Source organism: Arthrobacter sp. YA7-1, from assembly GCF_025960325.1.
In the GTDB taxonomy this organism is placed as follows: domain Bacteria; phylum Actinomycetota; class Actinomycetes; order Actinomycetales; family Micrococcaceae; genus Arthrobacter; species Arthrobacter bambusae_A.
In genome coordinates, this window is sequence record NZ_CP110114.1 from 1,951,713 (window position 1) to 1,971,442 (window position 19,730).

General features: G+C 63.9%; 21 protein-coding genes. 7 read left to right on the top strand and 14 right to left on the bottom strand.

The genetic code is table 11. The features are described 5' to 3' along the window. Positions 1-6 precede the first annotated feature (6 nt). Together OIT41_RS09060 and OIT41_RS09065 are read right to left on the bottom strand one after the other, a co-directional pair. Positions 7-960 carry a hypothetical protein gene (locus OIT41_RS09060; protein ID WP_241708357.1) on the bottom strand — a complete coding sequence of 318 codons (954 nt, stop codon included), beginning with the start codon at positions 958-960 and terminating at the stop codon, positions 7-9. Next, entirely contained in the window at positions 957-1,658 is a 702-nt protein-coding gene (locus tag OIT41_RS09065) for a cytochrome b N-terminal domain-containing protein (RefSeq protein WP_241708358.1), read from the bottom strand. The genes OIT41_RS09060 and OIT41_RS09065 overlap by 4 nt, the downstream gene beginning before the upstream one ends. Before the next feature lie 288 nt (positions 1,659-1,946). Between OIT41_RS09065 and OIT41_RS09070 the strand changes: the two genes are divergently transcribed. Continuing rightward, the gene (locus OIT41_RS09070; RefSeq protein ID WP_264637852.1) at positions 1,947-2,432 is read left to right on the top strand and encodes a pyridoxamine 5'-phosphate oxidase family protein; all 486 of its coding nucleotides are present in this window, start codon (positions 1,947-1,949) and stop codon (positions 2,430-2,432) included. Between the two features lie 23 nt (positions 2,433-2,455). Here OIT41_RS09070 and OIT41_RS09075 read toward each other — a convergent pair whose 3' ends face one another. Both OIT41_RS09075 and OIT41_RS09080 read right to left on the bottom strand, forming a co-directional pair. Next, positions 2,456-3,337, bottom strand: coding sequence for a universal stress protein (locus OIT41_RS09075; protein WP_241708360.1), 882 nt, complete (start codon positions 3,335-3,337; stop codon positions 2,456-2,458). 61 nt (positions 3,338-3,398) lie between these two features. Continuing rightward, positions 3,399-3,842, bottom strand: a complete 444-nt coding sequence (locus OIT41_RS09080; protein WP_241708361.1) for a pyridoxamine 5'-phosphate oxidase family protein — start codon at positions 3,840-3,842, stop codon at positions 3,399-3,401. Between the two features lie 194 nt (positions 3,843-4,036). Between OIT41_RS09080 and OIT41_RS09085 the strand changes: the two genes are divergently transcribed. Then, positions 4,037-4,285, top strand: coding sequence for an SHOCT domain-containing protein (locus OIT41_RS09085; RefSeq protein ID WP_241708362.1), 249 nt, complete (start codon positions 4,037-4,039; stop codon positions 4,283-4,285). Positions 4,286-4,303: 18 nt separating this feature from the next. On the opposite strand, the gene OIT41_RS09090 is transcribed toward OIT41_RS09085, so the two are convergent. Beyond that, the gene (locus OIT41_RS09090; protein ID WP_241708363.1) at positions 4,304-6,712 is read right to left on the bottom strand and encodes a phosphoketolase; all 2,409 of its coding nucleotides are present in this window, start codon (positions 6,710-6,712) and stop codon (positions 4,304-4,306) included. 250 nt (positions 6,713-6,962) lie between these two features. Between OIT41_RS09090 and mgtA the strand changes: the two genes are divergently transcribed. Next, positions 6,963-9,650 carry a magnesium-translocating P-type ATPase gene (gene mgtA, locus OIT41_RS09095; protein WP_241708364.1) on the top strand — a complete coding sequence of 896 codons (2,688 nt, stop codon included), beginning with the start codon at positions 6,963-6,965 and terminating at the stop codon, positions 9,648-9,650. Here mgtA and OIT41_RS09100 read toward each other — a convergent pair. Then, positions 9,637-10,818, bottom strand: coding sequence for an acetate/propionate family kinase (locus OIT41_RS09100; RefSeq protein WP_241708365.1), 1,182 nt, complete (start codon positions 10,816-10,818; stop codon positions 9,637-9,639). The two genes, mgtA and OIT41_RS09100, sit on opposite strands and share 14 nt — an antisense overlap. A gap of 176 nt (positions 10,819-10,994) precedes the next feature. On the opposite strand from OIT41_RS09100, the gene OIT41_RS09105 reads away from it, so the two are divergent. Next, positions 10,995-11,852 (top strand): universal stress protein, encoded by an 858-nt coding sequence (locus OIT41_RS09105; protein ID WP_241708366.1) that lies wholly within the window; start codon positions 10,995-10,997, stop codon positions 11,850-11,852. A gap of 12 nt (positions 11,853-11,864) precedes the next feature. Here OIT41_RS09105 and OIT41_RS09110 read toward each other — a convergent pair whose 3' ends face one another. The 8 genes from OIT41_RS09110 to OIT41_RS09145 all read right to left on the bottom strand — a co-directional run bounded on the left by OIT41_RS09110 (position 11,865) and on the right by OIT41_RS09145 (position 17,858). Beyond that, positions 11,865-12,560 (bottom strand): response regulator, encoded by a 696-nt coding sequence (locus OIT41_RS09110; protein WP_241708367.1) that lies wholly within the window; start codon positions 12,558-12,560, stop codon positions 11,865-11,867. Positions 12,561-12,900: 340 nt separating this feature from the next. Continuing rightward, on the bottom strand, positions 12,901-13,440 hold the full coding sequence (locus tag OIT41_RS09115; RefSeq protein ID WP_241708368.1) for a TspO/MBR family protein: 540 nt from the start codon (positions 13,438-13,440) through the stop codon (positions 12,901-12,903). Between the two features lie 462 nt (positions 13,441-13,902). Then, positions 13,903-15,156: an APC family permease gene (locus tag OIT41_RS09120; protein WP_241708369.1), complete on the bottom strand. Its 1,254-nt coding sequence runs from the start codon at positions 15,154-15,156 to the stop codon at positions 13,903-13,905. Further along, the gene (locus OIT41_RS09125; protein ID WP_241708370.1) at positions 15,149-15,469 is read right to left on the bottom strand and encodes a PadR family transcriptional regulator; all 321 of its coding nucleotides are present in this window, start codon (positions 15,467-15,469) and stop codon (positions 15,149-15,151) included. The genes OIT41_RS09120 and OIT41_RS09125 overlap by 8 nt, the downstream gene beginning before the upstream one ends. A 305-nt stretch (positions 15,470-15,774) precedes the next feature. Then, positions 15,775-16,464, bottom strand: coding sequence for a type 1 glutamine amidotransferase domain-containing protein (locus OIT41_RS09130; protein ID WP_241708371.1), 690 nt, complete (start codon positions 16,462-16,464; stop codon positions 15,775-15,777). An 81-nt stretch (positions 16,465-16,545) separates the two neighbouring features. Further along, complete coding sequence (locus OIT41_RS09135; RefSeq protein WP_241708372.1) at positions 16,546-17,130, bottom strand: TetR/AcrR family transcriptional regulator; 585 nt, start codon at positions 17,128-17,130, stop codon at positions 16,546-16,548. A 173-nt stretch (positions 17,131-17,303) separates the two neighbouring features. Beyond that, positions 17,304-17,567, bottom strand: coding sequence for a hypothetical protein (locus OIT41_RS09140; protein ID WP_241708373.1), 264 nt, complete (start codon positions 17,565-17,567; stop codon positions 17,304-17,306). Between the two features lie 33 nt (positions 17,568-17,600). Continuing rightward, complete coding sequence (locus OIT41_RS09145) at positions 17,601-17,858, bottom strand: metal-sensitive transcriptional regulator (RefSeq protein ID WP_241708374.1); 258 nt, start codon at positions 17,856-17,858, stop codon at positions 17,601-17,603. 120 nt (positions 17,859-17,978) lie between these two features. On the opposite strand from OIT41_RS09145, the gene OIT41_RS09150 reads away from it, so the two are divergent. The 3 genes from OIT41_RS09150 to OIT41_RS09160 are packed head-to-tail and all read left to right on the top strand — an operon-like array spanning position 17,979 to position 19,715. Beyond that, a complete protein-coding gene (locus OIT41_RS09150) occupies positions 17,979-18,596 on the top strand; it encodes a rhodanese-like domain-containing protein (protein WP_241708375.1) in 618 nt (205 codons plus the stop codon). Further along, complete coding sequence (locus OIT41_RS09155; protein ID WP_241708376.1) at positions 18,593-19,351, top strand: sulfite exporter TauE/SafE family protein; 759 nt, start codon at positions 18,593-18,595, stop codon at positions 19,349-19,351. Before OIT41_RS09150 ends, OIT41_RS09155 begins: the two co-directional genes overlap by 4 nt. Before the next feature lie 22 nt (positions 19,352-19,373). Further along, on the top strand, positions 19,374-19,715 hold the full coding sequence (locus tag OIT41_RS09160; protein ID WP_241708377.1) for a rhodanese-like domain-containing protein: 342 nt from the start codon (positions 19,374-19,376) through the stop codon (positions 19,713-19,715). Positions 19,716-19,730: the final 15 nt, after the last annotated feature.

Consider the following 19,730-nt stretch of genomic DNA (forward strand, 5'->3'; position numbering starts at 1 on the left):
GCGGGACTAGCGGTGCTTGTAGTAGTCCCTCCAGATCAAGCGGTGCACGGGTATGCGGCGTGGCAAGGACCTGAGTCCGGGGATGAAGGGCACCAGGGTCAGGAGCAGCGTCAGGATCACCATGGAAAACACCACAAGGACATCGGCGTTCGGCGATGATTTGAATGGTTCCACTTGGTAGAGGGCGGAGAAGAGCCACAGCCAGGACTGGCCGGGATAGTTCCCGGTTTCATTCATCATTCCCCACTGGTCGCCCGTCAGGTGCTGGGCGTCGGCGAGGCCAGGGAAGTAGGTACCGTCACCGAGGAACAGGATGCTGGCTTTGTAATCGGTGTTGTAGAAGGAGCACTTTGCGCTCATTACCGGATCAAGTGCGCCTTGCTGCGCCATGGCCAGAAGTGCCCCGGTGAGGGCCGGTACGGGGCCGAAGTCGCCGGGACCCACTTTGGCCGGGTCGTTGTCCGGAGCTTTGCTGAGGGCGTCCGTGTAGGCGGCAGTCCACGCAGTGTGTTGCGCGTCGCTTGCCTTCGTCCATTCCTCGACCGCCGCCGGGGGTGTCGGAAGGGTCTGGAGGGGAGTGATGACGAAGTCGCTCGCGGTGTCGATCGGTAGCCGCACGCCCGAAAGGCTCTGAAGGTCGACAGGGCCGAGTTTTTGCGAGGCATCGGGCGTCGAATTGTAGGGCGGTCCATACCCGGCGGTATGGCTCGTACCGCCAAGTTCCGCGGTTGCCGTTGCCACGAAATCCGCGGGCTGGGCCTGGGCCCATGACTTGAGGGTCACGCTGGGGTCGTCCGGCGAGCTGAAGACTGCTGAGAGCCCAAGGACAAGCAGCCCGACAACCACCAGGCCCACAGCAAGTTCCTTGAACAGGTCGTATTCGCGCAACGTGCCGGTCCATGGCCTGCTGGCGATGTCATTTCGTGCGCGCCATGACGTTGACCCTGGAGCCTTGCTCATTTCGTGTCCTCGCTGTCAGTGGCCGGGTTTGGCGCCGTCGATCGTAGCTGGGCATCGGATGCTGCAGCCTCCAACGGGGGTACCACCCCGTGCATCCGTACGAGTACGACGTGAAGGGCGACGACGACGGCGACCACCAAGGGAAGGAGCGTGATGTGCCACATGAGTAGCTGGCCTAGATCGGCGACGTTGAACCACGCACCTATACCGACCGCGTTGAGGGCGTCTTTTGCCTGGAACGCAATCCACTGCGAATCGAAATTTGTTTGAAGGAGGTATCCGGTGAAGGCGGTGACAATCGAGACGACGAATGCGAGCATCCCGGTGATCCACGTCAGCACCCTGCCGCCCCGCCAGGCAGCCATCCAGAATTTGCCCCAAAGGTGGATCACCATGAACATGAAGAAAAGTTCAACGCTCCACAAATGGGTGCTGTTGATGAAACGGCCCAGGCCGGAGACGTGGAACCAGGTGGGTCCGTTCAACGCCAGTACGGCACCGGAACCGAGGATGTAGACGAACGCTGCAACGGCGCCCATGCCGAAGACGTAAATCCAGGACGATACGTAGCTCGGCTGGCCTTCGGGAAGCAGCTTGTCCGGTGGCAGCCGGCGCAAGGCCCAGCCCCGGGCCTTTCCTGTCCAGGTGGAAAAGCGTGGCTCCTCGTCAGTCGGAACGGGCGCGCGGTCAACCCTCATTTTCGACTCCTTCGGCCTGGAAACGGAACCACCAGGGCGAGAATGAATAGCACGACCATAACCGCAATCACCATCAGATTGCCGAATTGGATGAGGAAGTCACCCCACTGGAAATAGATTCCGGGATCCGGCATTCCAGCATCCGACTGTTCTATTCCGAGCATCATGGCCTCTTTCGACGAAGGGCGTTCCTGAGGGTGAGAACCTGTCCTTAGAACGAAACGCTACAAGCTTGCTGGCCAACAGACACGGGTCCAAGGGCCCTATTGGATAGTGCGGACGGCGTGCATGCTGGAATGGCTTGGAATGCCGCAATCGAAAGGACCCGCCATGTCACCGGATACCGCAAACCCCGTGGAGGTCCTGAACGAGGAAGAATGCTGGAATATCCTTTTGGGTGCGACGCTCGGGCGGTTGGCATTGAGCATCGCCAATGAACCCGAGATCTATCCGATCAATTTCGTTGCCCACGACCGAAAAATTCTCCTCCGGACCAATCCCGGAGAGAAGCTGTTCGCGCTCACGATCAACGACAAAGTTGCGTTCGAGACGGACGGGGTCGGCAGCGATTCGGTCTGGAGCGTGGTGGTTAAAGGCAGGGCGCGGCAATTGGAATCCGGTGCCGAGATAGAAGCCGCAGAGAGGATTCCGCGCCAACAATTGACCTCTACCAAGAAGCGGGTTTTCGTTGAGATCATCCCGACGTCCATTACCGGGAGGCGCATTCACCGGGGGCCGGAAAGTGACGAGCTGGCCCCTGGCGACTTGTACTGAACAGCAGCTGTTCACAGGAGATCTCAGCTGGGCCGGCGCACAACCAGGACCGGGCAGCTGGCGTGATGAAGCACAGCGTGGGCGGCCGAACCGATGGTACCCCGAATGAGTCCGCGTCCTTTCGTCCCGACGACGATGATGGAGGCATCTTGAGCGTCCGCCAGAATCGTGCCCGGGATTGATGAGCCGATCGGAGATCGTATCTGGAGATCAAGGCCCGGAACTGATTCTTGGGCATTCCGCGCCGCGGAGTCGAGAACGGCCTGGACGAGGAGATCTGCTTGGTCTTGAGTCGGGGTGCCCGCGTTTTGGAGATGGCGTGGAACCCAGTGTTCCTTCCGGACGTGCACCACTCGAAGGGCTGAACCCGCCAATGCAGCCAGGGTGCAGGCGTGCCGAAGCGGTAGTTCCCAATCGTCGACGTCGACGCCGACGACTACCGGCCCGCCGGGGTGTTCTCCGCAGCGGATGACGGCAACCGGGCAATCGGCTGTTGCCGCGAGTTCCAGGCTGACGGAGCCAATCAGCAGTCCCTTGAATCCCCCTGCGCCCCGGGTGCCGGTAACGAGCAGCGCGGCACCGGAAGAGAGGGTCCTGAGGTGTTCGGCCGGCCATCCAAAGACCAGCGTCGTTTTGACAGCCAATCCGGGAACCGTGTCATGGACCTGTTCCACGCCATCGGTCAGAATGTCCTCCGCAGCGATGTCCTCCGCCGCGCGTCGCAACCCGCTGCCTTCGACGCCTGGCATCGGACCGGGCTCGGGGGTGATTGCCGGCCACAGGGAACTGTGGACCAAGTGGAGTCTGCAGTTCCGCTGAACCGCCTGGCGGGCAGCCCAGCGGACGGCCGGGACAGCCGCGGCGGACCCGTCGTACCCAACGATGATTTCTTCCGCGGTATCCATGGTCTCCTTGCCCGTGAGCGTGTGTGAAACCGGAATGGCTCCGGGCTCACTTTCGATGGGCTCACTCCAGATGCACGTGGCGTCCGGTGACCCTGTGTGCCTGGATCCGGATAAAGAGGTTCCGTGCTCCACCGGCCCACGGCTCGGCCATGACCCTTCCCCATAGCCGGGTCAGCAGGTCCTTGTCCTCAACACGGGATGAGGCCCCACTGACCAGTACCGACCAACCTTCGGCCCGATCGGCACGTGAATCGTCTATTTGAAAGGACGACCCGAGCGACGGGACTGCCTCGGCGATGGATCCATCTCCGGCCGTACGGAAGTAAATGGACTGGCCGTCGACCAGGTAATTCACGGGGAGGATTACCACCCTGCCTTGCTCAACAAAGCCAAAGCGGCCGGTGGTGTTTGAACGCAGGAGTTCCCAGCACTGTTCCTGGCTGAGTTCTTCCGCGACGTGCAGTCCGCCGTCAACGCGGCCTGCGTCCATGCTGGGGAGTGACATGCCTGCTCCTATATTCGATCGTCCGGGACACGATCGCGGGGATGAAGCCCCGCAACTCCCTGCAGCCTATTGAGCGCCCTTCTCCTGCTGTAGGGCCGAAAGACCCTGCGGTGTGACTAAATGCCCTGTGGGAGGGATCAGTAACGGGCGACACTGGATGCAGGTACGCAATCGAATTCAAAGGGAGATTGGCCATGATGTGGGGATGGGGTGGAAACTTCGGCACCGGCGGCTGGATTGTCATGGGGCTGATGATGTTGTTGGTCTGGGGTGGCATTGCCACCTTGGTTGTCCTCCTGCTGAGGGGAAACCACTCGCTCGGACGGGGTTTCCAAGGGCCCCCCGATGATTCCGAGCGTATCCTCAATGAGCGGTTCGCCCGGGGAGAGATCGACGAAACAGAACTCACGGCTCGCCGGGCTGCTCTCAGGCGCCGAGAATGACCCCCTCTCACACAGACGTCAGGGAACGGGCGGTGTCCAGACCCAGTCCCGGATTTCCGGGAGGTCTTCGAAGTGCTCCAGGATGTAGCGCGTGTGCGCATCCAGCTGCCTGCGGCAGAAGTCGACGAGTTCATCCGCGCCCATGACTTGCCGGTGAACACGGCGCAGCGCTTCGAGGACCAGGTGGTAGCGGCTCATCTTGTTCAGGACCACCATGTCGAAAGGGGTGGTGGTGGTGCCTTGTTCGTTATAGCCGCGGACGTGGAACCGCTCCGGGCGGGGTCTTCCATGCAGGAGTTGGTGCAGGGCCCGGGCGTAGCCGTGCCAGGCCATGATGACTTCTCCGTCTGCCGTGAACAGCTCTTCGAACTTCTCACCGGACAGGCCGTGGGGGTGGGTGTCCCGGGGCGGCAAAATCATGGCATCCATGACGTTGACAACGCGGACCACGAGTCCGGGCAGATGCCCTTGCAGCAACCAGGCTGCGGCGAGCGTCTCCTGGGTGGGGATGTCCCCCGCGCAGGCCAGGACGACGTCGGGCACTGCCCGGGCGCCGTCGGTTTGCTCGTTCCCGGCCCAAGACCAAATGGACGCTCCTGCCGCGGCATGGCGCCTTGCCTCCTCCAGGGTGAGGTACTGCGGGTGCGGCTGTTTGTCCACGACCACCAGATTGACGTAGTCCTTGCTGCGCAGGATGTGGTCGGCGGTGACGAGGAGGGTGTTAGCGTCCGGTGGCAGGTAGACGCGGGTGACCGTCCCCGACAGGGACAGTACCGTGTCGATCAGTCCGGGCCCCTGGTGGCTGAAGCCATTGTGGTCGTTGCGCCAGCAGGTGGAGGTCAGGAGAATGTTCAGGCTCGGCACGGGGGCATGCCATTCAAGTTCCCGCGCATGCTGGAGCCATTTGGCGTGTTGGACGGTCATCGACGCGCTGACCATCGCGAAGGCCTCATAACTAGCGAAGAGTCCATGGCGGCCCGTGAGGAGGTATCCCTCCAGCCAGCCCTGGCACAGGTGTTCGGAGAGGACTTCCATGACCCTGCCGCCCGGCGAGACATGGTCTTCGGCCAGGGCATGGTCGAAGGCCCTGGCCGGTTCCAGGAGACAGCGGTCGGTAGCCTCGAAGACTGCCCCGAGCCGGTTGCTGTTGGTTTCGTCAGGGCAGAAGAGCCGGAACCGTGCATCGGCGGCCGTGGCGATGTAGATGTCCCGGAGCAGTTCACCCAGGGGCCTGGTGGTCTCGAGGATGATCGATCCCCGCGGGGAAGCCGGCACCGCGTACCGTTCCAGCTCGGGGATCTCAAGGGCAGTCCCGGTCCCGCCCCGGCCTGCACGGGCTGCGCCCATGCGGAGGCTGCCCTCCGGAGCGAGCGCGGCCACTTCGGTGACGAACCGGCCTGTGTTGTCGAAGAGGGATTCCGGCCGGTACGAGCGCATCCAGGCCTCCAGCTGGGTCAGGTGTTCAGGATTCTCGCGGACGTTTGCCAAGGGCACTTGGTGCGAGCGAAAGGTTCCTTCGACGGGGACCCCGTCCACCACGGCTGGCCCGGTCCACCCTTTGGGCGTGCGCAGGATGATGGCGGGCCACGGGGCCGGGGCGTGCACGCCCTGGCTGCGCGCCGTGGATTGCAGTTCGCGGATACTCCCATACGCCCCGTCCATCGCTGCGGCGAGGGCGCGGTGGACAAGTCGGGGATCGTCGCCGGAAACCGTCACCGGATCCCAGCCATGGGCCCTGAGCAGCGCCTCGACGTCCTCGTCGGATCTCCGGCCGAGAACGGTGGGGCCAGAGATCTTGTACCCGTTCAGGTGGAGTATCGGCAGCACGGCGCCGTCCCGGGCCGGATTGAGGAAGGACGGCGCTTTCCATGATGCTTCCAACGGGCCGGTCTCGGCTTCGCCATCGCCGATGACGCAAGCGACGATCAGCCCGGGGTTGTCCATGGCCGCGCCGGTGGCGTGCATCAAGGAGTAGCCAAGCTCGCCTCCCTCGTGGATGGAACCGGGAGTGGCCGGACCGACATGGCTCGCGATCCCGCCCGGCGTCGAAAACTGCCGGACAAGACGCCGGAGTCCTTGGAGGTCCATCCCCGCTTTGGGATAGATCTCCGAGTAGGTGCCCTCCAGATAGAGGTTCGCGACGACGGCGGGGCCGCCATGGCCCGGACCCGCAACGAACAGGATTTCCGCCGAAGTTCGTTTGATCAGACGATTTAGGTGGGCGTAGATCAACGACAAACCGGGGCTGGTTCCCCAGTGCCCAAGGAGCCGGGGCTTGATGTGGTGGGGGAGCAGCGGCTCCCGCAACAGGGGGTTTTCCTGGAGGTAGATCTGGGCCACCGTGAGGTAATTGGCTGCGGACCAGTACCGGTTCAGTAGCTCGAAGTCCTCGCTCGAAGCTTCCGTAAGGGAGGTTCCGGTTTCCATGGGTTTGCCTCTTCCGGGGTCGACGGCCTGCCGAATGCACGCGTCTCTGGTGCCTGGACTGTTCCGGTCTTCACGGTGTCAGATGCTCGGCCGGGGCGGTTAGGGCCATAGGGCCCTGGGCTGCGCCGCTGTGGCAGTCTCTAGGCAGCCGGATCTCCGCTAGTGCACGCGCGGGCTCCAAGCACCTTTCCCAAGCCTTACCCTTATCCCAGGGCGACTCCCTCAGGCGACGCATTCGAACGGATACGGCATGTCAGATATCAACGTCAAGGAACGGCACTCAGTCCAGCTGCCGATCAACGAGGCCGCATGCCTTCCTCCGGACCAAGTGCTCGAACACCTCGGCTCCGGCCCGACCGGCCTGACGAACCAAGAAGCCGCCGCGCGCCTTGCAGAACTCGGCCCCAACGCCGTGCGGACCCACCGGGCCAACGGCTGGGCGGTGTTGGGCCGGCAGTTCGCCAGTCCCATCCTCATCCTGCTGATCATCACGGCCGGCCTGTCCCTGTTCCTGGGCGATGCCACCAATTCGATCGTGATCGGCGTGATCCTCCTGGTCAGCGTGGGTTTGGGCTTCACCAACGAGTTCCGCGCCGAACGCGCGTCCGAAGCCCTGCACTCCCGCGTGACCCACCGCGCCACTGTGCTGCGCGACGGAACCACGGAGGACGTCAACGTGACCGCATTGGTGCCGGGCGACGTCGTGCACCTGAGCCTGGGCGCGATCATCCCCGCCGACATCCGCCTGCTCAGCACCAAGAACCTCCTCTGCGACGAGAGCATCCTGACGGGGGAGTCCCTGCCAGCCGGGAAGGATCCGGCTCCTGTGGCGCCCGGCTCGTCCCTGGGCGACCTCGCCTCCTGCATCTTCATGGGAACTGTCATCCAGTCCGGCGGCTGCACTGGCGTCGTGGTAGCGACCGGGGCCCGCGCCGAATTCGGCCGTATCGCGCTGGGCCTGGGAGAACGCCAACCCCAGACCGAATTCCAGCTCGGGCTGAAGCGGTTCTCGTTCCTGCTGTTGCAGGTGGCTATCGGGCTCACCACGCTGATCTTCATCGCGAACCTGCTGTTGCAGCGCCCGCTCGTCGAGTCGCTGCTGTTCTCCCTCGCAATCGCCGTCGGCATCACGCCGCAGCTGCTGCCCGCCGTCGTGAGCACCAGCCTCGCTACCGGCACCCGCCAGCTGGCCCGGCGGAAAGTGTTGGTCAAACGACTGGTCTGCATCGAGGACCTGGGTGACATGGACATCCTGGTCACCGACAAAACCGGCACCCTCACTGAGGGACGCATCAGTTTCACCGGAGCGCTGCCCGCCTCACCGGAGGTGTCCGACGTCGAACTCGTCACCTTGGGTCTGCTGGCCACTGAAACCGACTATGCCGAGGCCAAGCAATCCACGGCCGGGCAGAACCCGCTCGACGCCGCACTGTGGGAAAGCGCCCGGGCCGCGGCCTTTGATCCCGACCGCTTCGAGCGCCTCGACTTGATCGACTTCGACCACCAGCGCCGCCGCACCAGCGTCCTCGTGCGGGAAGCCGGCGGCCCGGCACGTCTGGTTACCAAGGGCGCCCCGGAAGACGTCCTCGCCCTCTGCGGGCCGACGCCGCCGAATGTCCAGGCCATGCTGGATGAACAGTTCGACGCCGGATCGCGCGTCGTCGCGGTGGCTACCCGCCCATCCCCGGAGCTGAGTAAGATCACGCCTCCCGACGAAAAGGCCCTCGTCCTCGCAGGATTCCTCGTTTTCCTCGATCGCCCCAAAGCGAACGCGAAAGAATCGCTCGAACGCCTGGCCACGCTGGGCATCTCCGTGAAAATCGCCACGGGAGACAACGCCAAAGTCGCCGAAAAAGTCTGTTCCGAGCTTGGTGTGATTTCCGGTGGAACGCTTGTCGGCGCGGACGTTGACGCTCTGTCCGATACCGAATTGGCCGCCGCCGCCCGGCAATCCACCATCTTTGCGCGTGTCTCGCCCGAACAGAAGGCGCGGATCATCACACTGCTCCGCCAAAGCGGCGGAGCAGTGGGCTTCATGGGCGACGGCGTCAACGACGCCCTGGCCCTTCACAAAGCGGACATCGGGATCTCCGTGGACAGCGCCACGGACGTCGCCAAGGACGCTGCCGATGTGGTCCTTTTGGAAAAGGACCTGGGCGTCCTTGCCGAGGGCGTGATGGAGGGCCGGAGGATCTTCGCGAACACCATCAAATACGTGCTGATGGGAACGTCCAGCAACTTCGGCAACATGTTCAGCGCCGCCACGGCGTCGGTGGTACTGAGCTTCCTGCCCATGCTGCCGGGGCAGATCCTGCTCAACAACCTGCTCTACGACAGCGGCCAGCTGGCCATCCCTGGCGACCGCGTGGACAAGGAACAGCTGCTGGCACCCTCGCACTGGAACATCGCCTTCATCCGGCGCTTCATGTTCCTTTTCGGGCCGATCAGCTCAATCTTCGACTTTGCGACCTTCGCGCTGATGCTTTTCGTTTTCAACGCCGTCCCGGGGGAGTTCCGGGCGGGTTGGTTCATCGAATCGATCGCCACGCAGACCCTCATCATTTTCGCCATCAGGACCCGGCGGGTTCCGTTCCTGCGAAGCCGTCCTTCAGTTGGCCTCTTGAGCGCCTCCTTGGGAGTCGTCGCCGCGGGGATCTTCCTGCCGCTGTCACCGTTGGCCGGCCTGTTGGGTTTCGATCCTTTGCCGGTGCCGTTCTTCCTGGCTCTGCTAGGGATGGTGGTCATCTACATGGTCATGGTGGAATTCGCCAAGAGCGTGTTCTTCTCCCGCGCCGCGCAGCAGTTGCCGGGCGTGCCGACGCGGATCCGGCGTCGGCCGGAAACCCACCGCATCTCCCGCCGCGCCGCCCGCTTCAGCGCACCGGTTGTCGCGGTTGTGCCAAGGCGTCCAGTGCGTCGGCGGCCTAAGGGTCAATAGCGGCGGCCCGTTGACACGCCGGATCATCCGAAAGAACGACGGCGGCTGTCGCCTCCGCGATAGCCCGTTCCTCGTCACTGGGGACGACCAGGACAGGAAACCTTGATCGGTCGGTGCTGATGGTGCGGATGCCTGTGTCCCGGGACTGGTTCCTGACCTCGTCGACGTAGAGACCGAGCGGCCCGAGCAGCGACAGCACGCGCGACCTGAACTCGATGGAATGCTCACCGATCCCACCGGTAAGAACCAGTGCCTCGGCCCCGCCGACAGCCATGTTGTAGGCGGCGATGTATTTTGCCAGCCGGTAGGCGGCCATGTCGGAGGCGAGGATGGCCCGGGGATCCCCGCGTAGCGCTGCGTCCTGAACCGAGCGCATGTCGGCTGAACCGGCCACGCCCAAGAGGCCTGCACGATGGTTGAGGAGATTATCGACCTCATCCGGGCCGAGGCCGCGGCGCTGGAGAAAGGTGACAACGGACGGGTCAAGATCACCGGAACGGGTACCCATGACCAGCCCCTCCAGCGGTGTCATACCCATCGAGGTATCGGCGCTGTGGCCGTTCTTAACCGCGGTGACGGACGCGCCATTCCCAAGGTGCGCGACAACAGCGTTCAGTGAACCTACCGAGACGCCAAGGAACGCCGCTGTGTCGCGGCACGCCATCTCGACGGAGATCCCGTGGAAACCGTACCGCCGGATCCCGTGTTTCGTATAGAGGGCCTCGGGAACGGCATAGCGGGACGCAAACTCAGGCATCGTGTGGTGGAATGCCGTGTCGAACACAGCGACCTGCGGCGTATCCGGCCAACGCTCGGCCGCTGCCCGCATGCACGCCACACTTGCCGCGTTATGGAGCGGCGCCAACTCGCCAAGTTCCTGGATGGTTGCCATGATGTCCGGGGTGACGCGGACGGGGGAGCTGAAGCGTTCCCCGCCATGGACCACCCTGAACCCGATTGCGTCTGGGCGTTCCCCGCCCGGCATGTCCCGGACGGCAGCATCGATCTCGTCGAACACGTTGCCAAGGAAGACGGGATCCAGCGTGCCCCCTTGCGTGCCGTCGATGGCCCGTTCCAGCAGGATCCCGGGCTTAACTTCAGATGTGCCGATTCGACGCAGGTGGTACTTCAAGGATGAGGAACCTGGATTCAATACAAGGATCAGCACGCCGATGTCCTTTCACGAAGACCGCGCGGTACCGGGCTTTGGGACGCGATCCCCCTCAGGGAACATAACCCGGAAACTGCGTGCGCTGGGAGGGTCTTCCGGCCCTTGCATGTCACCTTTGCAGCCGACGAAACTGGGGAGAGAATGCCGCTGGTTCCAGGAAGGCACGTGCGCTCGTGAAGAAGAATGTTCTCGTTGGTGTCGACGGGTCCGCGGTCGGCAGTGCTGCCGTGGACTGGGCCGCCGAACGGGCCAGGGATCTGGGACTTCAGCTCAACCTGGTCCATGCCGTTCCTGAGCCATGGGCGTTCCCGGAGAAGGCCCTCCACGACGGCGCGACCGCACAAGCCAAGGACCTGCTGAAAGGCGAGGCAGCACGGGTCACCGCACGGTTTCCCTCCCTTGGGGTAGTTACGACGCTCAGTTCCGGAGAGCCCGCCGAGACCATGCGCAAGCTTTCTGCGGACGCGGAAATGGTGGTCGTGGGAACGGACAGGCGCCCCGGCAACCACGGCGAAGGATTTGGTTCCGTCAGCTTTCAGATCGCGGTCATCAGCCATTGCGCTGTCGCCATTGTGCCTGCGCGTTCAACGCGTGAGTCATCTGGCGTAGTGGTTGGTGTCGATGGCTCCCCGGACTCCGAGCTCGCCGTCGAGTGTGCCGCTGACGAGGCACAGCGGATGCGGCAGGAACTCGTGATCGTCCATGCTGGTAGCGGCCGTGATCCTGTCGCGTCAGAGGCACCGGGGCGCGGGACCGGGGCTGCAGAACCTGGGCTCGATGGGCACGCGCTGTTGTCCAAATCGGTCAAGGGCCTGGAGGAGCGGCACCCGGGTTTGGCCATACTCAAGATCCTGGACCTTGAGCGCGCGCCGGCGGAAGCGCTCCTGGACGCCGGTGCCCGTGCGCGGCTGCTGGTCATGGGCTGCAAAGGAAGAGGCGGTGCCCGCGTGCTGGTCGGCTCCGTGGCTCAGCACGTGCTACTCAATGTCCGGTGCCCCACGCTGATAACCCGCCCGTCCGTGGCTTCATAGTATTCGGAGCCGTTAGCGAACCGTTCCCGTATCCGTCTCTGCCCCGTGGGCCATGTAGACGGCTGCCTGGGTGCGTCGCTCAAATCCGAGTTTGGCCAACATCGAGGACACATAGTTCTTCACGGTCTTTTCGGCCAACAGCATCTGCTCACCGATTTGGCGGTTCGTCATGCCCAGGCCGACGAGTTCCAAGACCCGGCGCTCCTGGGGGGTCAGTGAGGCGACTCGGGGATCTACCCGTTGAGGCGCGGTGAGTCCTTGGATGATTTTCGCCTTAACCCCTGCGTCAAACAAGGATTCGCCCCGGGCCGCCCGGCGCAAGGCGTCCAAAAGGTCCGTGCCACCGATTTCTTTCAAGACATATCCCGACGCGCCGGCAAGAACCGCACCGCGCAAGGCCTGTTCGTCATCGTAGCTGGTCAGAATCAGGCAATTCAGCGAGGGATCGATGGAACGCACATCCCGGCACACTTCGATCCCGGTACCATCGGGCAGCCGGCCGTCCAGAATCGACACGTCCGGGCGCAACGCCGGGATACGCCGGGTGGCTTCGTCCGCGGAGCCGGACATGCCGACCACTTCGAAGCCCTCGCTTTCCAGAAGTTCGCGAAGCCCGCGCCGGACAAGTTCATGGTCATCGAGGATATAGACGCGGATTGGTCCTGCGCCGGAGTTCCCTGGGCCACCTTGTGCTGCTGGCCGATTCATGGTCCTCCTGTCCGGCAGCCTGTGGCCGGGGTCGCGGTCGCGCCGGTCCATCATGGTTTGTCCGGCCCTGTCATTGTTCACGACCGTCCGACGGCTCACAAGGGCCGAAGGGCCTGGTGCGTGGCCGCCGGGCTCCAACAGACGCCGGAGTGCCGTAGACGATTGGCGCCGCGGTGTCCGGGCTTAGCGTAAATGCACGTCGCGGCTGACCTGGCTCCGTCATTTCAAATGAAGTGCTCAGGCGAGGAACGGCGTTCGCGATGGTTCCGGTGGCGGACGTGCGGAAGAAAACCGCTCGATTGTGGACAAGGTAGCTGGCCGGAAGCCTTGGCCAGGCTTGTCAGTTGTGGGCTGCGGCATAGAGGTTCAGGCTGGCCGAGAACACGATCCAGGAAAGGTAGGGCAGCATCAGTACTCCTGCTGTCGCGTTTATCGGTCCAAAACGGATGAGGGTTGCTGTCACTGCCAGGGCCAGTGCGGCGATGAGGACAAGGGCCAGCCAAAGTGCGGCGTCGCCCCATGTGGGGTACATGCCGAAAAAGGTCGGCGCCCAGGCGAGGTTGAGCAGCATTTGGATACCGTACGCTGTCATGGCTGCGCGGGTCTTGGCCGAGTGCTGGCGCCAGACCAGCCACGAAGCCACGGCCATCGCCGTGTACAGCACCGTCCAGGCCGATCCGAAGACCCAGGCCGGCGGCGTCCAGGGCGCTTTGTTGGCCGTTGCGTACCAGCCGGAGGCATTGCCAAGGATGGCCATGGACCCCAGCAAAGATACCGTGTACGAGAGGACGAGAAATCCCAAAAGTGCCGTGATTTGACGCGCAAGACTCGTCCGGGCGGTCGTCAGCGGGCCGCTCGTCTGTTGGGATTCAGCCGTCACGTGGTCCACCTTGTTCGATCGAGGGTTGCACTTACAGTCTGGCAGGCTGCCGGCTTGACGTGGTCGTCCGGAGAAACGCCGTCGGCAGGCTCCCAAGGGAGGGCTCGGGGCGGGCGCGTACGTGCATAGCGGCCATCCGGGGCGTGAGCCGGGGCCGGTTGCAGCCGATGCTCGTTGAGCTCGCGGACGTGTGTATGTATCCCGGCGCCGGAGCGACACTCTCGGGGATTCGATTTGTGTCCGCTGTGGCTCTGGTCGGGGCCACGGTGGTTGACCGTGTGATGGCTGGTGCTGTGCTGCGTGAGCAGGAGTGCCCGCGCGGGTTCATCAGGTCTATCGAGGACGCCAGGGAATGGCTGAATCGCTTGCCGGCTCCGCAGGCGTTGGGCGAGTCCCCAGTCTGACTCAGGAAGCACTCGACCAAGTTGCTGGGATCCTGACCCAAACCATGACCCGTTTGGGTCAGGATCTCCTTCGCAGCCTGACCAGGCGCAGAATGATCCCTGCCGCGAACATGAGGATGCCGAACACCACGGAAATCGGTGGGAGGGCGGCGATCAGGGCCACGCATGCCGAGGCGCCAAGGACCTGGAGGGCCTTGGGGTATCTGCGGTCCGTGTCCGGCTGCGTAAACGCGGCGATGTTGGCTACCAGATAATAGATGAGCACGCCGAACGAGGAGAAACCGATCGCGCCCCGCAGGTCGGCGACGGAGATGATCGTGCAGATCACCACGGCCAGGGTGGTCTCGGCCCGATGGGGAACCTTGTAGCGGGGGTGGATGGCGGAGAGCCAGTGCGGAAGGTCGTGTTCGCGGGCCATGGCCAGGCTGGTCCGTCCCAGCCCGGCGATGAGGGCCAGTAGTGCGCCCAGTGCCGCGATCGCTGCCCCGGCCCTGACGACGGGGCCGGCCCATGACATTGTCCCGGTTTCTACTCCGGCGGCGAGCGGCGTGGAGTTGGACGCCACTGCGTCGGGGCCGATGGTCGCCAGAAGGGTGACGGCAATGATGGCGTAGATGATGATGGTGAGGCCCAGGGCGATGCCGATCGCCCGCGGGATCGTGCGTTTGGGGTCACGGACTTCTTCACCCATGGTCGCGATCCTGGCGTAACCGGCGAAAGCGAAAAACAACAGACCTGAGGACTGCAGGATTCCGTACCAGCCGTGGGCCAGCAGCCCTTCCCCAAGAATCCTGCCCGGATCCGGGACTGAACCTCCCCAGCAGGCGGTAACCGCGATCGCAAGGGCCGCCATCACGAGCACGACGAGGATGCGGGTCAGCCCGGCCGTCCGCGTCACTCCGTGATAATTCACTGCAGCAAGAACGATGACGGCAGTGATGGCCACGGGATGTTCCCACCCCGCCGGGGCGGCATACGCGGCAAAGGTCATGGCCATGGCCGCGGCGCTGGCCGTCTTCCCGATCACAAAGCCCCACCCCGCCAGGAAACCGGACCAGGGCCCGAGGCGTTCCCGGCCGTAGACGTAGGTCCCGCCTGAGGTCGGATAGGCGGCGGCGAGCTGTGCCGAGGACGTCGCATTGCAGTAGGCCACCACGGCGGCAACGACGAGTCCGACCAACAGGCCCGATCCCGCAGCCTGGGCCGCGGGGGTGAAAGCCGCGAACACGCCGGCGCCGATCATCGAGCCAAGGCCGATCATGACGGCGTCAAAGGTGCCCAGTCGTCGGACCAGAGCCTGGGGGTTACTCATGCGGATTCTCCTTCGGAGATTCGGGAAGGATTTCGGCGGCGAGCTCGGCAACGGACTTGCGACCGTCGGCCAGCACATCAAGGCCCGCTTGAGTGGACCGGTAGACCCGGCGGCGCCGGCCGCCGACCACTTCCCGGCGGGAGACCAGCAGGCCGTCCTGCTCCATGCGGTGCAGCGTCGGATACAGGGTTCCGGGAGAGATTGAATACCCGTGCTTGGCTAGCTCTTCGGACATCCAGGCGCCGTGGATGTCTTCTTTGGCGGCGTGGTGGAGGATGTGCAGTCGCACCGCAGCACGCATCAGTTCACGCATCGCAATCCCATTGTCGAATGTGGATATCGAAATCCGATATTTCGTCGGGTTCTACGATATCTCTGCTCAGGCACCGTATCCGGAAGCATTTGTCGCCGGGCCAATTTCGCGGCTTTGATGCGGCGTATCGAGGACCGCCGGTCCGGCGGTTTTTCGTTTCCTCCGGGGCGTGATGAAGATGCCGGGACAGGTCCGCCGTTCCGGTGTACGGCGAACCTGTCCGGAGAAGCATCGGCGGTTGATGAGGACTCCGGTAGGCTACCGGGAATATGGCCTGCGAGCGGAAATTCCGTCGATACTGCCGCTTATGCGGTCAGGGTGCGCAACATGGCAAGCAGCGCGTCGGCGGCTGGGGCCGACGATTCCGGGTTCTGACCGGTGATCAGCAGGCCGTCCTCGACGACATATGATGCCCAGTCGGCACGCTTGGAGTATTCGGCGCCCAACTTAGTCAGCTCGTCCTCTACCAGGAATGGCACGACGTTGGTCAGCTGCACGGCCTCTTCTTCACTGTTCGTGAAGCCGGTGACCTTCCGGCCGCTGACAAGTGGGCTGCCGTCTTCATTGCGGGCATGGCGCAGGACGCCGGGGGCGTGGCAGACCAGCGCAACAGGCTTTGCGGAACGCAGAGTCGCCTCGATCAGGTGGATGGAGTCCTGATCCTCGGCGAGATCCCAGAGCGGCCCGTGGCCGCCGGGGTAGAAAACAGCGTCATAGTCCTCGGAGGACACCGAGTCCAGCCGAACGGTGGTGGCAAGGGCCTGCTGTGCTGAAGTGTCGCTTTCGAAGCGGCGGGTTTGGTCGGTCTGGAAGTCGGGCTCGTTGCTCTTCGGATCCAACGGCGGTTGGCCTCCCTGGGGAGACGCGAGAGTGACGTCCGCTCCTGCCTCAACAAAGCGGTAGTAAGGTGCGGCGAACTCTTCCAGCCAGAAACCGGTCTTCTTGCCGGTATCGCCGAGCTGGTCGTGGGACGTGAGAACCATGAGAATCTTCATGAAAAACTTCTTCTTCCAGTAGACCGGTCATCTAGTATTCGGTAAAGCCTCGTACTGCCGGTGGGGTACGAGGAAGCAATGTTATTGGTGGAGCATTTGACCCGTGAGGGTCAGTGCGTTGTCCATCGGTGCGGGCGTTCGTTGGATTTTCGCCATGACGCTGGCGCCGAGCCATAGGTTGTACAGAGTCTGCGCTGCGACCGGCACGGGGATGTCGATCGACAGGGACCCGTCCTTGAGGCCGGCTTCGATGATCGTTTCGATGCGCCCGGTAATCGCGGCGGTGCCATTTTTGAGTGCAAGGCGGAGGGTTTCGGAAAGGTCGACGACTTCCGCGCCAAGTTTCACAGCGAGGCATTTCCCTTGGCAGTCGTCCATGCTCTGCGTAGCACGCCAACCTTCCCAATACCTCATCAGCCGCTCGGCCGCGGAAAAGCCTGGTTGAGCGAAGAGCCGGTCCATGTCGGCCAAGTATTCAATGAAGTACTCGGCCAGCATGGCCTCGCCGAAAGTTTCCTTTGAGCCGAAGTAATAGTAGAACGATCCCTTAGGCACGCCAGCGGCTGTGAGAATCTCGGTGAGGCCGACAGCAGCCCAGCCCTTGCGGGCGATGGCGCGTTGCCCGGCATCCAGGATGCTCCGGCGGCTGTCGATTTTAGTGGGCACCTGCCTGACTCTATTCCAAAATAAACCGGTCGTCTAGTCGATGAAACAGCGACCTTACTGCGAAGGATGCCAGCGAAAGTGTCTGGTGCAAGCGGGCCGGCTGCATGGATGAGCAGGCCTGGGACGTACCATTCCTGTGGAGCCGGGGCCTTGGGCGGCGGGCATGGCGCGTGTTAGCTACTCAAGGCGGTGAGGGCTTTGCGCAGGCGATTGGCGGCGTCGTCGGCGATTACTTGGACGGCCGGCGCGGCGCTGAGCTGGACCATGGTCTGCGGGCCCACAGCGTCAGCGGCTTCGGCTCCAAGCTTGGCTTCGAAGGTGGAACGCGCGTCGATTTCGGTAAGGTTTCCGAACCCCTGGGCTGACAGGGCGTCCCGGGTGTGGTCCAGTGCTTCGGCCCACGGAAGATCGATGGTCGTGCTGAGCGTGAACGTCATGATTTTCCTTGGATGACCTCAGGGCGGGGTTGGTCAAGCGAGGGAGAGGAAGAGCTTTTCCAGGTCTTTCCTGTCCATGCTTGCGTCCTTCTGAACGATGCACTGCTCCAGGCCTGTGGCGATGATGGCGAACCCGGCGCGGTCGAGGGCCTTGGATACGGCTGCGAGCTGGGTGACGACGTCCTTGCAGTCCCGGCCTTCCTCCAGCATGCGGGTGACGGCGGCGAGTTGGCCCTGTGCGCGTTTGAGGCGGTTGATCACAGGCGTGAGTTCGGTTGGGTTCAGTTCCATGGGGGTCTCCATTAGTGGTGTGCTTGCACTAATAATATACCCCCTAGGGTGTTTTGACTACCCCCAGGGGTATCTGTGATACTCGGTGGGGTATTCACGTTCCCTATTGAGAGGCCAGCAATGACTTCCCCTTCCACGCCCCCTGCCGTTACCTCGCTCGCCCCTGCAGACCTCCAGTCCTGGCTCAAGGAACACCAGGACCTGGTGGTGATCGATGTGCGTTCCGCCGCTGAATTCGAGTCCATGCACATCCGCGGCTCCTACAATGTGCCGCTTGCGCTGCTTTCCGAGCACACGGACGAGCTCGCCGCGCGGCTGGGTTCCCGCGTGGTCCTGGTGTGCCAGTCCGGCGTCCGCGCCGAGCAGGCACGCCAGCGCCTTGCCAAGTCAGGGATCGACGGCGCCTACGTCCTGACGGGCGGTGTTCCCGGGTTCGCTGTCGCAGGCGGCGATGTTGTCAAGGGCAACGACCGCTGGGACCTGGAACGCCAGGTCCGCCTCGCTGCCGGTTCCTTGGTGGTGCTGGGACTGGCCGGGGGCAGGTTCGTCTCTCCCAAGGTGCGCATGCTGGCCGGGGCCATCGGAGCCGGCCTGACGTTCTCGGCCGCCACCAACACGTGCGCCATGGGCAAGGCCCTCTCGGCCATGCCGTGGAACAAGGCCGCCACGGAGCCCACCCGCGAAAACGCCATCCTGCGGCTTCCCGCGCCGGCCCTTGAAGAGGACGCCGCGGCATGATTCCCGCCCTGGGTCTGGGGCTCGTCGTCGGGATCGTCCTGGGCGTAGTGGGCGGCGGCGGGTCGATCATCGCGGTTCCGGCCCTGGTGTATGGGGTGGGCATGAGCCCCGCCCAGGCCATCCCCACATCGCTGCTCGTGGTGGGGGTGTCCTCGCTGGCCGCCCTGCTGCCCCGGGTCCGGGAAGGCCTGAACTGGCCGGTCATCGCGCTGGTCGGGGCTGCCGGCATCCCGGCTGCCTGGGGCGGTGCGGCCGTAGGCTGGCTGCTGGACCCGAACATCCTGATGCTGGCCTTCGCCGTGATCATGGTGGCAGCGGGCATCCGAATGCTTAGCAGATCCCGCGAAACCGAGGGATCCTGCAGCACCGGCCCACACCGGTCCTTCCGGTCCTGCGCTCCAAAGGCGGTGGGGGTGGGGCTGCTCGTGGGCTTCCTCACCGGACTGCTCGGGGTGGGCGGAGGCTTCCTCATCACCCCCGCACTGACGATCTTCCTGGGCCTGCGCATGAAGCAGGCCGTCGGTACGTCCCTGGCGATCATCGTCATCAATTCCGCCGCCGGATTCAGTGCCCACGCTGCCGGTTACACCATCGACTGGGCCACCACCATGGCGTTCGCGGTCCCGGCCATCCTCGGTTCCCTCGTGGCCGCCAGGCTGGCCGGCCGCCTGAAGGACAAGCACATCCGCATCTCATTCGCGGTACTCATCTTCGCCGTCGCGGTGTGGGTCACCGCCGGTACGGTCACCGCCTGACCTCGCCCAATAGGAGAGCACCATGGGACTGATCGATTCCCTCAAGAAGGCATTCCACAAGCCCTACAGAACCATAAGCGTCGCCCAGGCCAAGGAACTTCTGGCCTCGGGTGCCACCCTGATCGACGTCAGGTCCGCCCAGGAATGGCGCTCCGGACGAGCGCCCCAGGCCAAGCACGTCCCCCTGGACCGGCTGCAGGCCAGCCAGGCGGGGATTCAAAAGGCCCGGCCCGTCATCGCCGTCTGCGCCTCCGGGGTACGGTCCGCCTCCGCGGCCCGGTTGCTCGCCCCGAAAGGGTACGACGCCTACTCGCTGCGCGGCGGCATGGCGGCCTGGCGCAAGGCCGGCGAACCCGTCCGCTAACAGAAACGCCCAATA

Coding starts and splice junctions, on each gene's coding strand:
- OIT41_RS09060 (WP_241708357.1), bottom strand. CDS start 960: ATGAGCAAGGCTCCAGGGTCAACGTCATGGCGCGCACGAAATGACATC.
- OIT41_RS09065 (WP_241708358.1), bottom strand. CDS start 1,658: ATGAGGGTTGACCGCGCGCCCGTTCCGACTGACGAGGAGCCACGCTTT.
- OIT41_RS09070 (WP_264637852.1), top strand. CDS start 1,947: ATGCTGGAATGGCTTGGAATGCCGCAATCGAAAGGACCCGCCATGTCA.
- OIT41_RS09075 (WP_241708360.1), bottom strand. CDS start 3,337: ATGGATACCGCGGAAGAAATCATCGTTGGGTACGACGGGTCCGCCGCG.
- OIT41_RS09080 (WP_241708361.1), bottom strand. CDS start 3,842: ATGTCACTCCCCAGCATGGACGCAGGCCGCGTTGACGGCGGACTGCAC.
- OIT41_RS09085 (WP_241708362.1), top strand. CDS start 4,037: ATGATGTGGGGATGGGGTGGAAACTTCGGCACCGGCGGCTGGATTGTC.
- OIT41_RS09090 (WP_241708363.1), bottom strand. CDS start 6,712: ATGGAAACCGGAACCTCCCTTACGGAAGCTTCGAGCGAGGACTTCGAG.
- mgtA (WP_241708364.1), top strand. CDS start 6,963: ATGTCAGATATCAACGTCAAGGAACGGCACTCAGTCCAGCTGCCGATC.
- OIT41_RS09110 (WP_241708367.1), bottom strand. CDS start 12,560: ATGAATCGGCCAGCAGCACAAGGTGGCCCAGGGAACTCCGGCGCAGGA.
- OIT41_RS09120 (WP_241708369.1), bottom strand. CDS start 15,156: ATGAGTAACCCCCAGGCTCTGGTCCGACGACTGGGCACCTTTGACGCC.
- OIT41_RS09125 (WP_241708370.1), bottom strand. CDS start 15,469: ATGCGTGAACTGATGCGTGCTGCGGTGCGACTGCACATCCTCCACCAC.
- OIT41_RS09130 (WP_241708371.1), bottom strand. CDS start 16,464: ATGAAGATTCTCATGGTTCTCACGTCCCACGACCAGCTCGGCGATACC.
- OIT41_RS09140 (WP_241708373.1), bottom strand. CDS start 17,567: ATGACGTTCACGCTCAGCACGACCATCGATCTTCCGTGGGCCGAAGCA.
- OIT41_RS09145 (WP_241708374.1), bottom strand. CDS start 17,858: ATGGAACTGAACCCAACCGAACTCACGCCTGTGATCAACCGCCTCAAA.
- OIT41_RS09150 (WP_241708375.1), top strand. CDS start 17,979: ATGACTTCCCCTTCCACGCCCCCTGCCGTTACCTCGCTCGCCCCTGCA.
- OIT41_RS09155 (WP_241708376.1), top strand. CDS start 18,593: ATGATTCCCGCCCTGGGTCTGGGGCTCGTCGTCGGGATCGTCCTGGGC.
- OIT41_RS09160 (WP_241708377.1), top strand. CDS start 19,374: ATGGGACTGATCGATTCCCTCAAGAAGGCATTCCACAAGCCCTACAGA.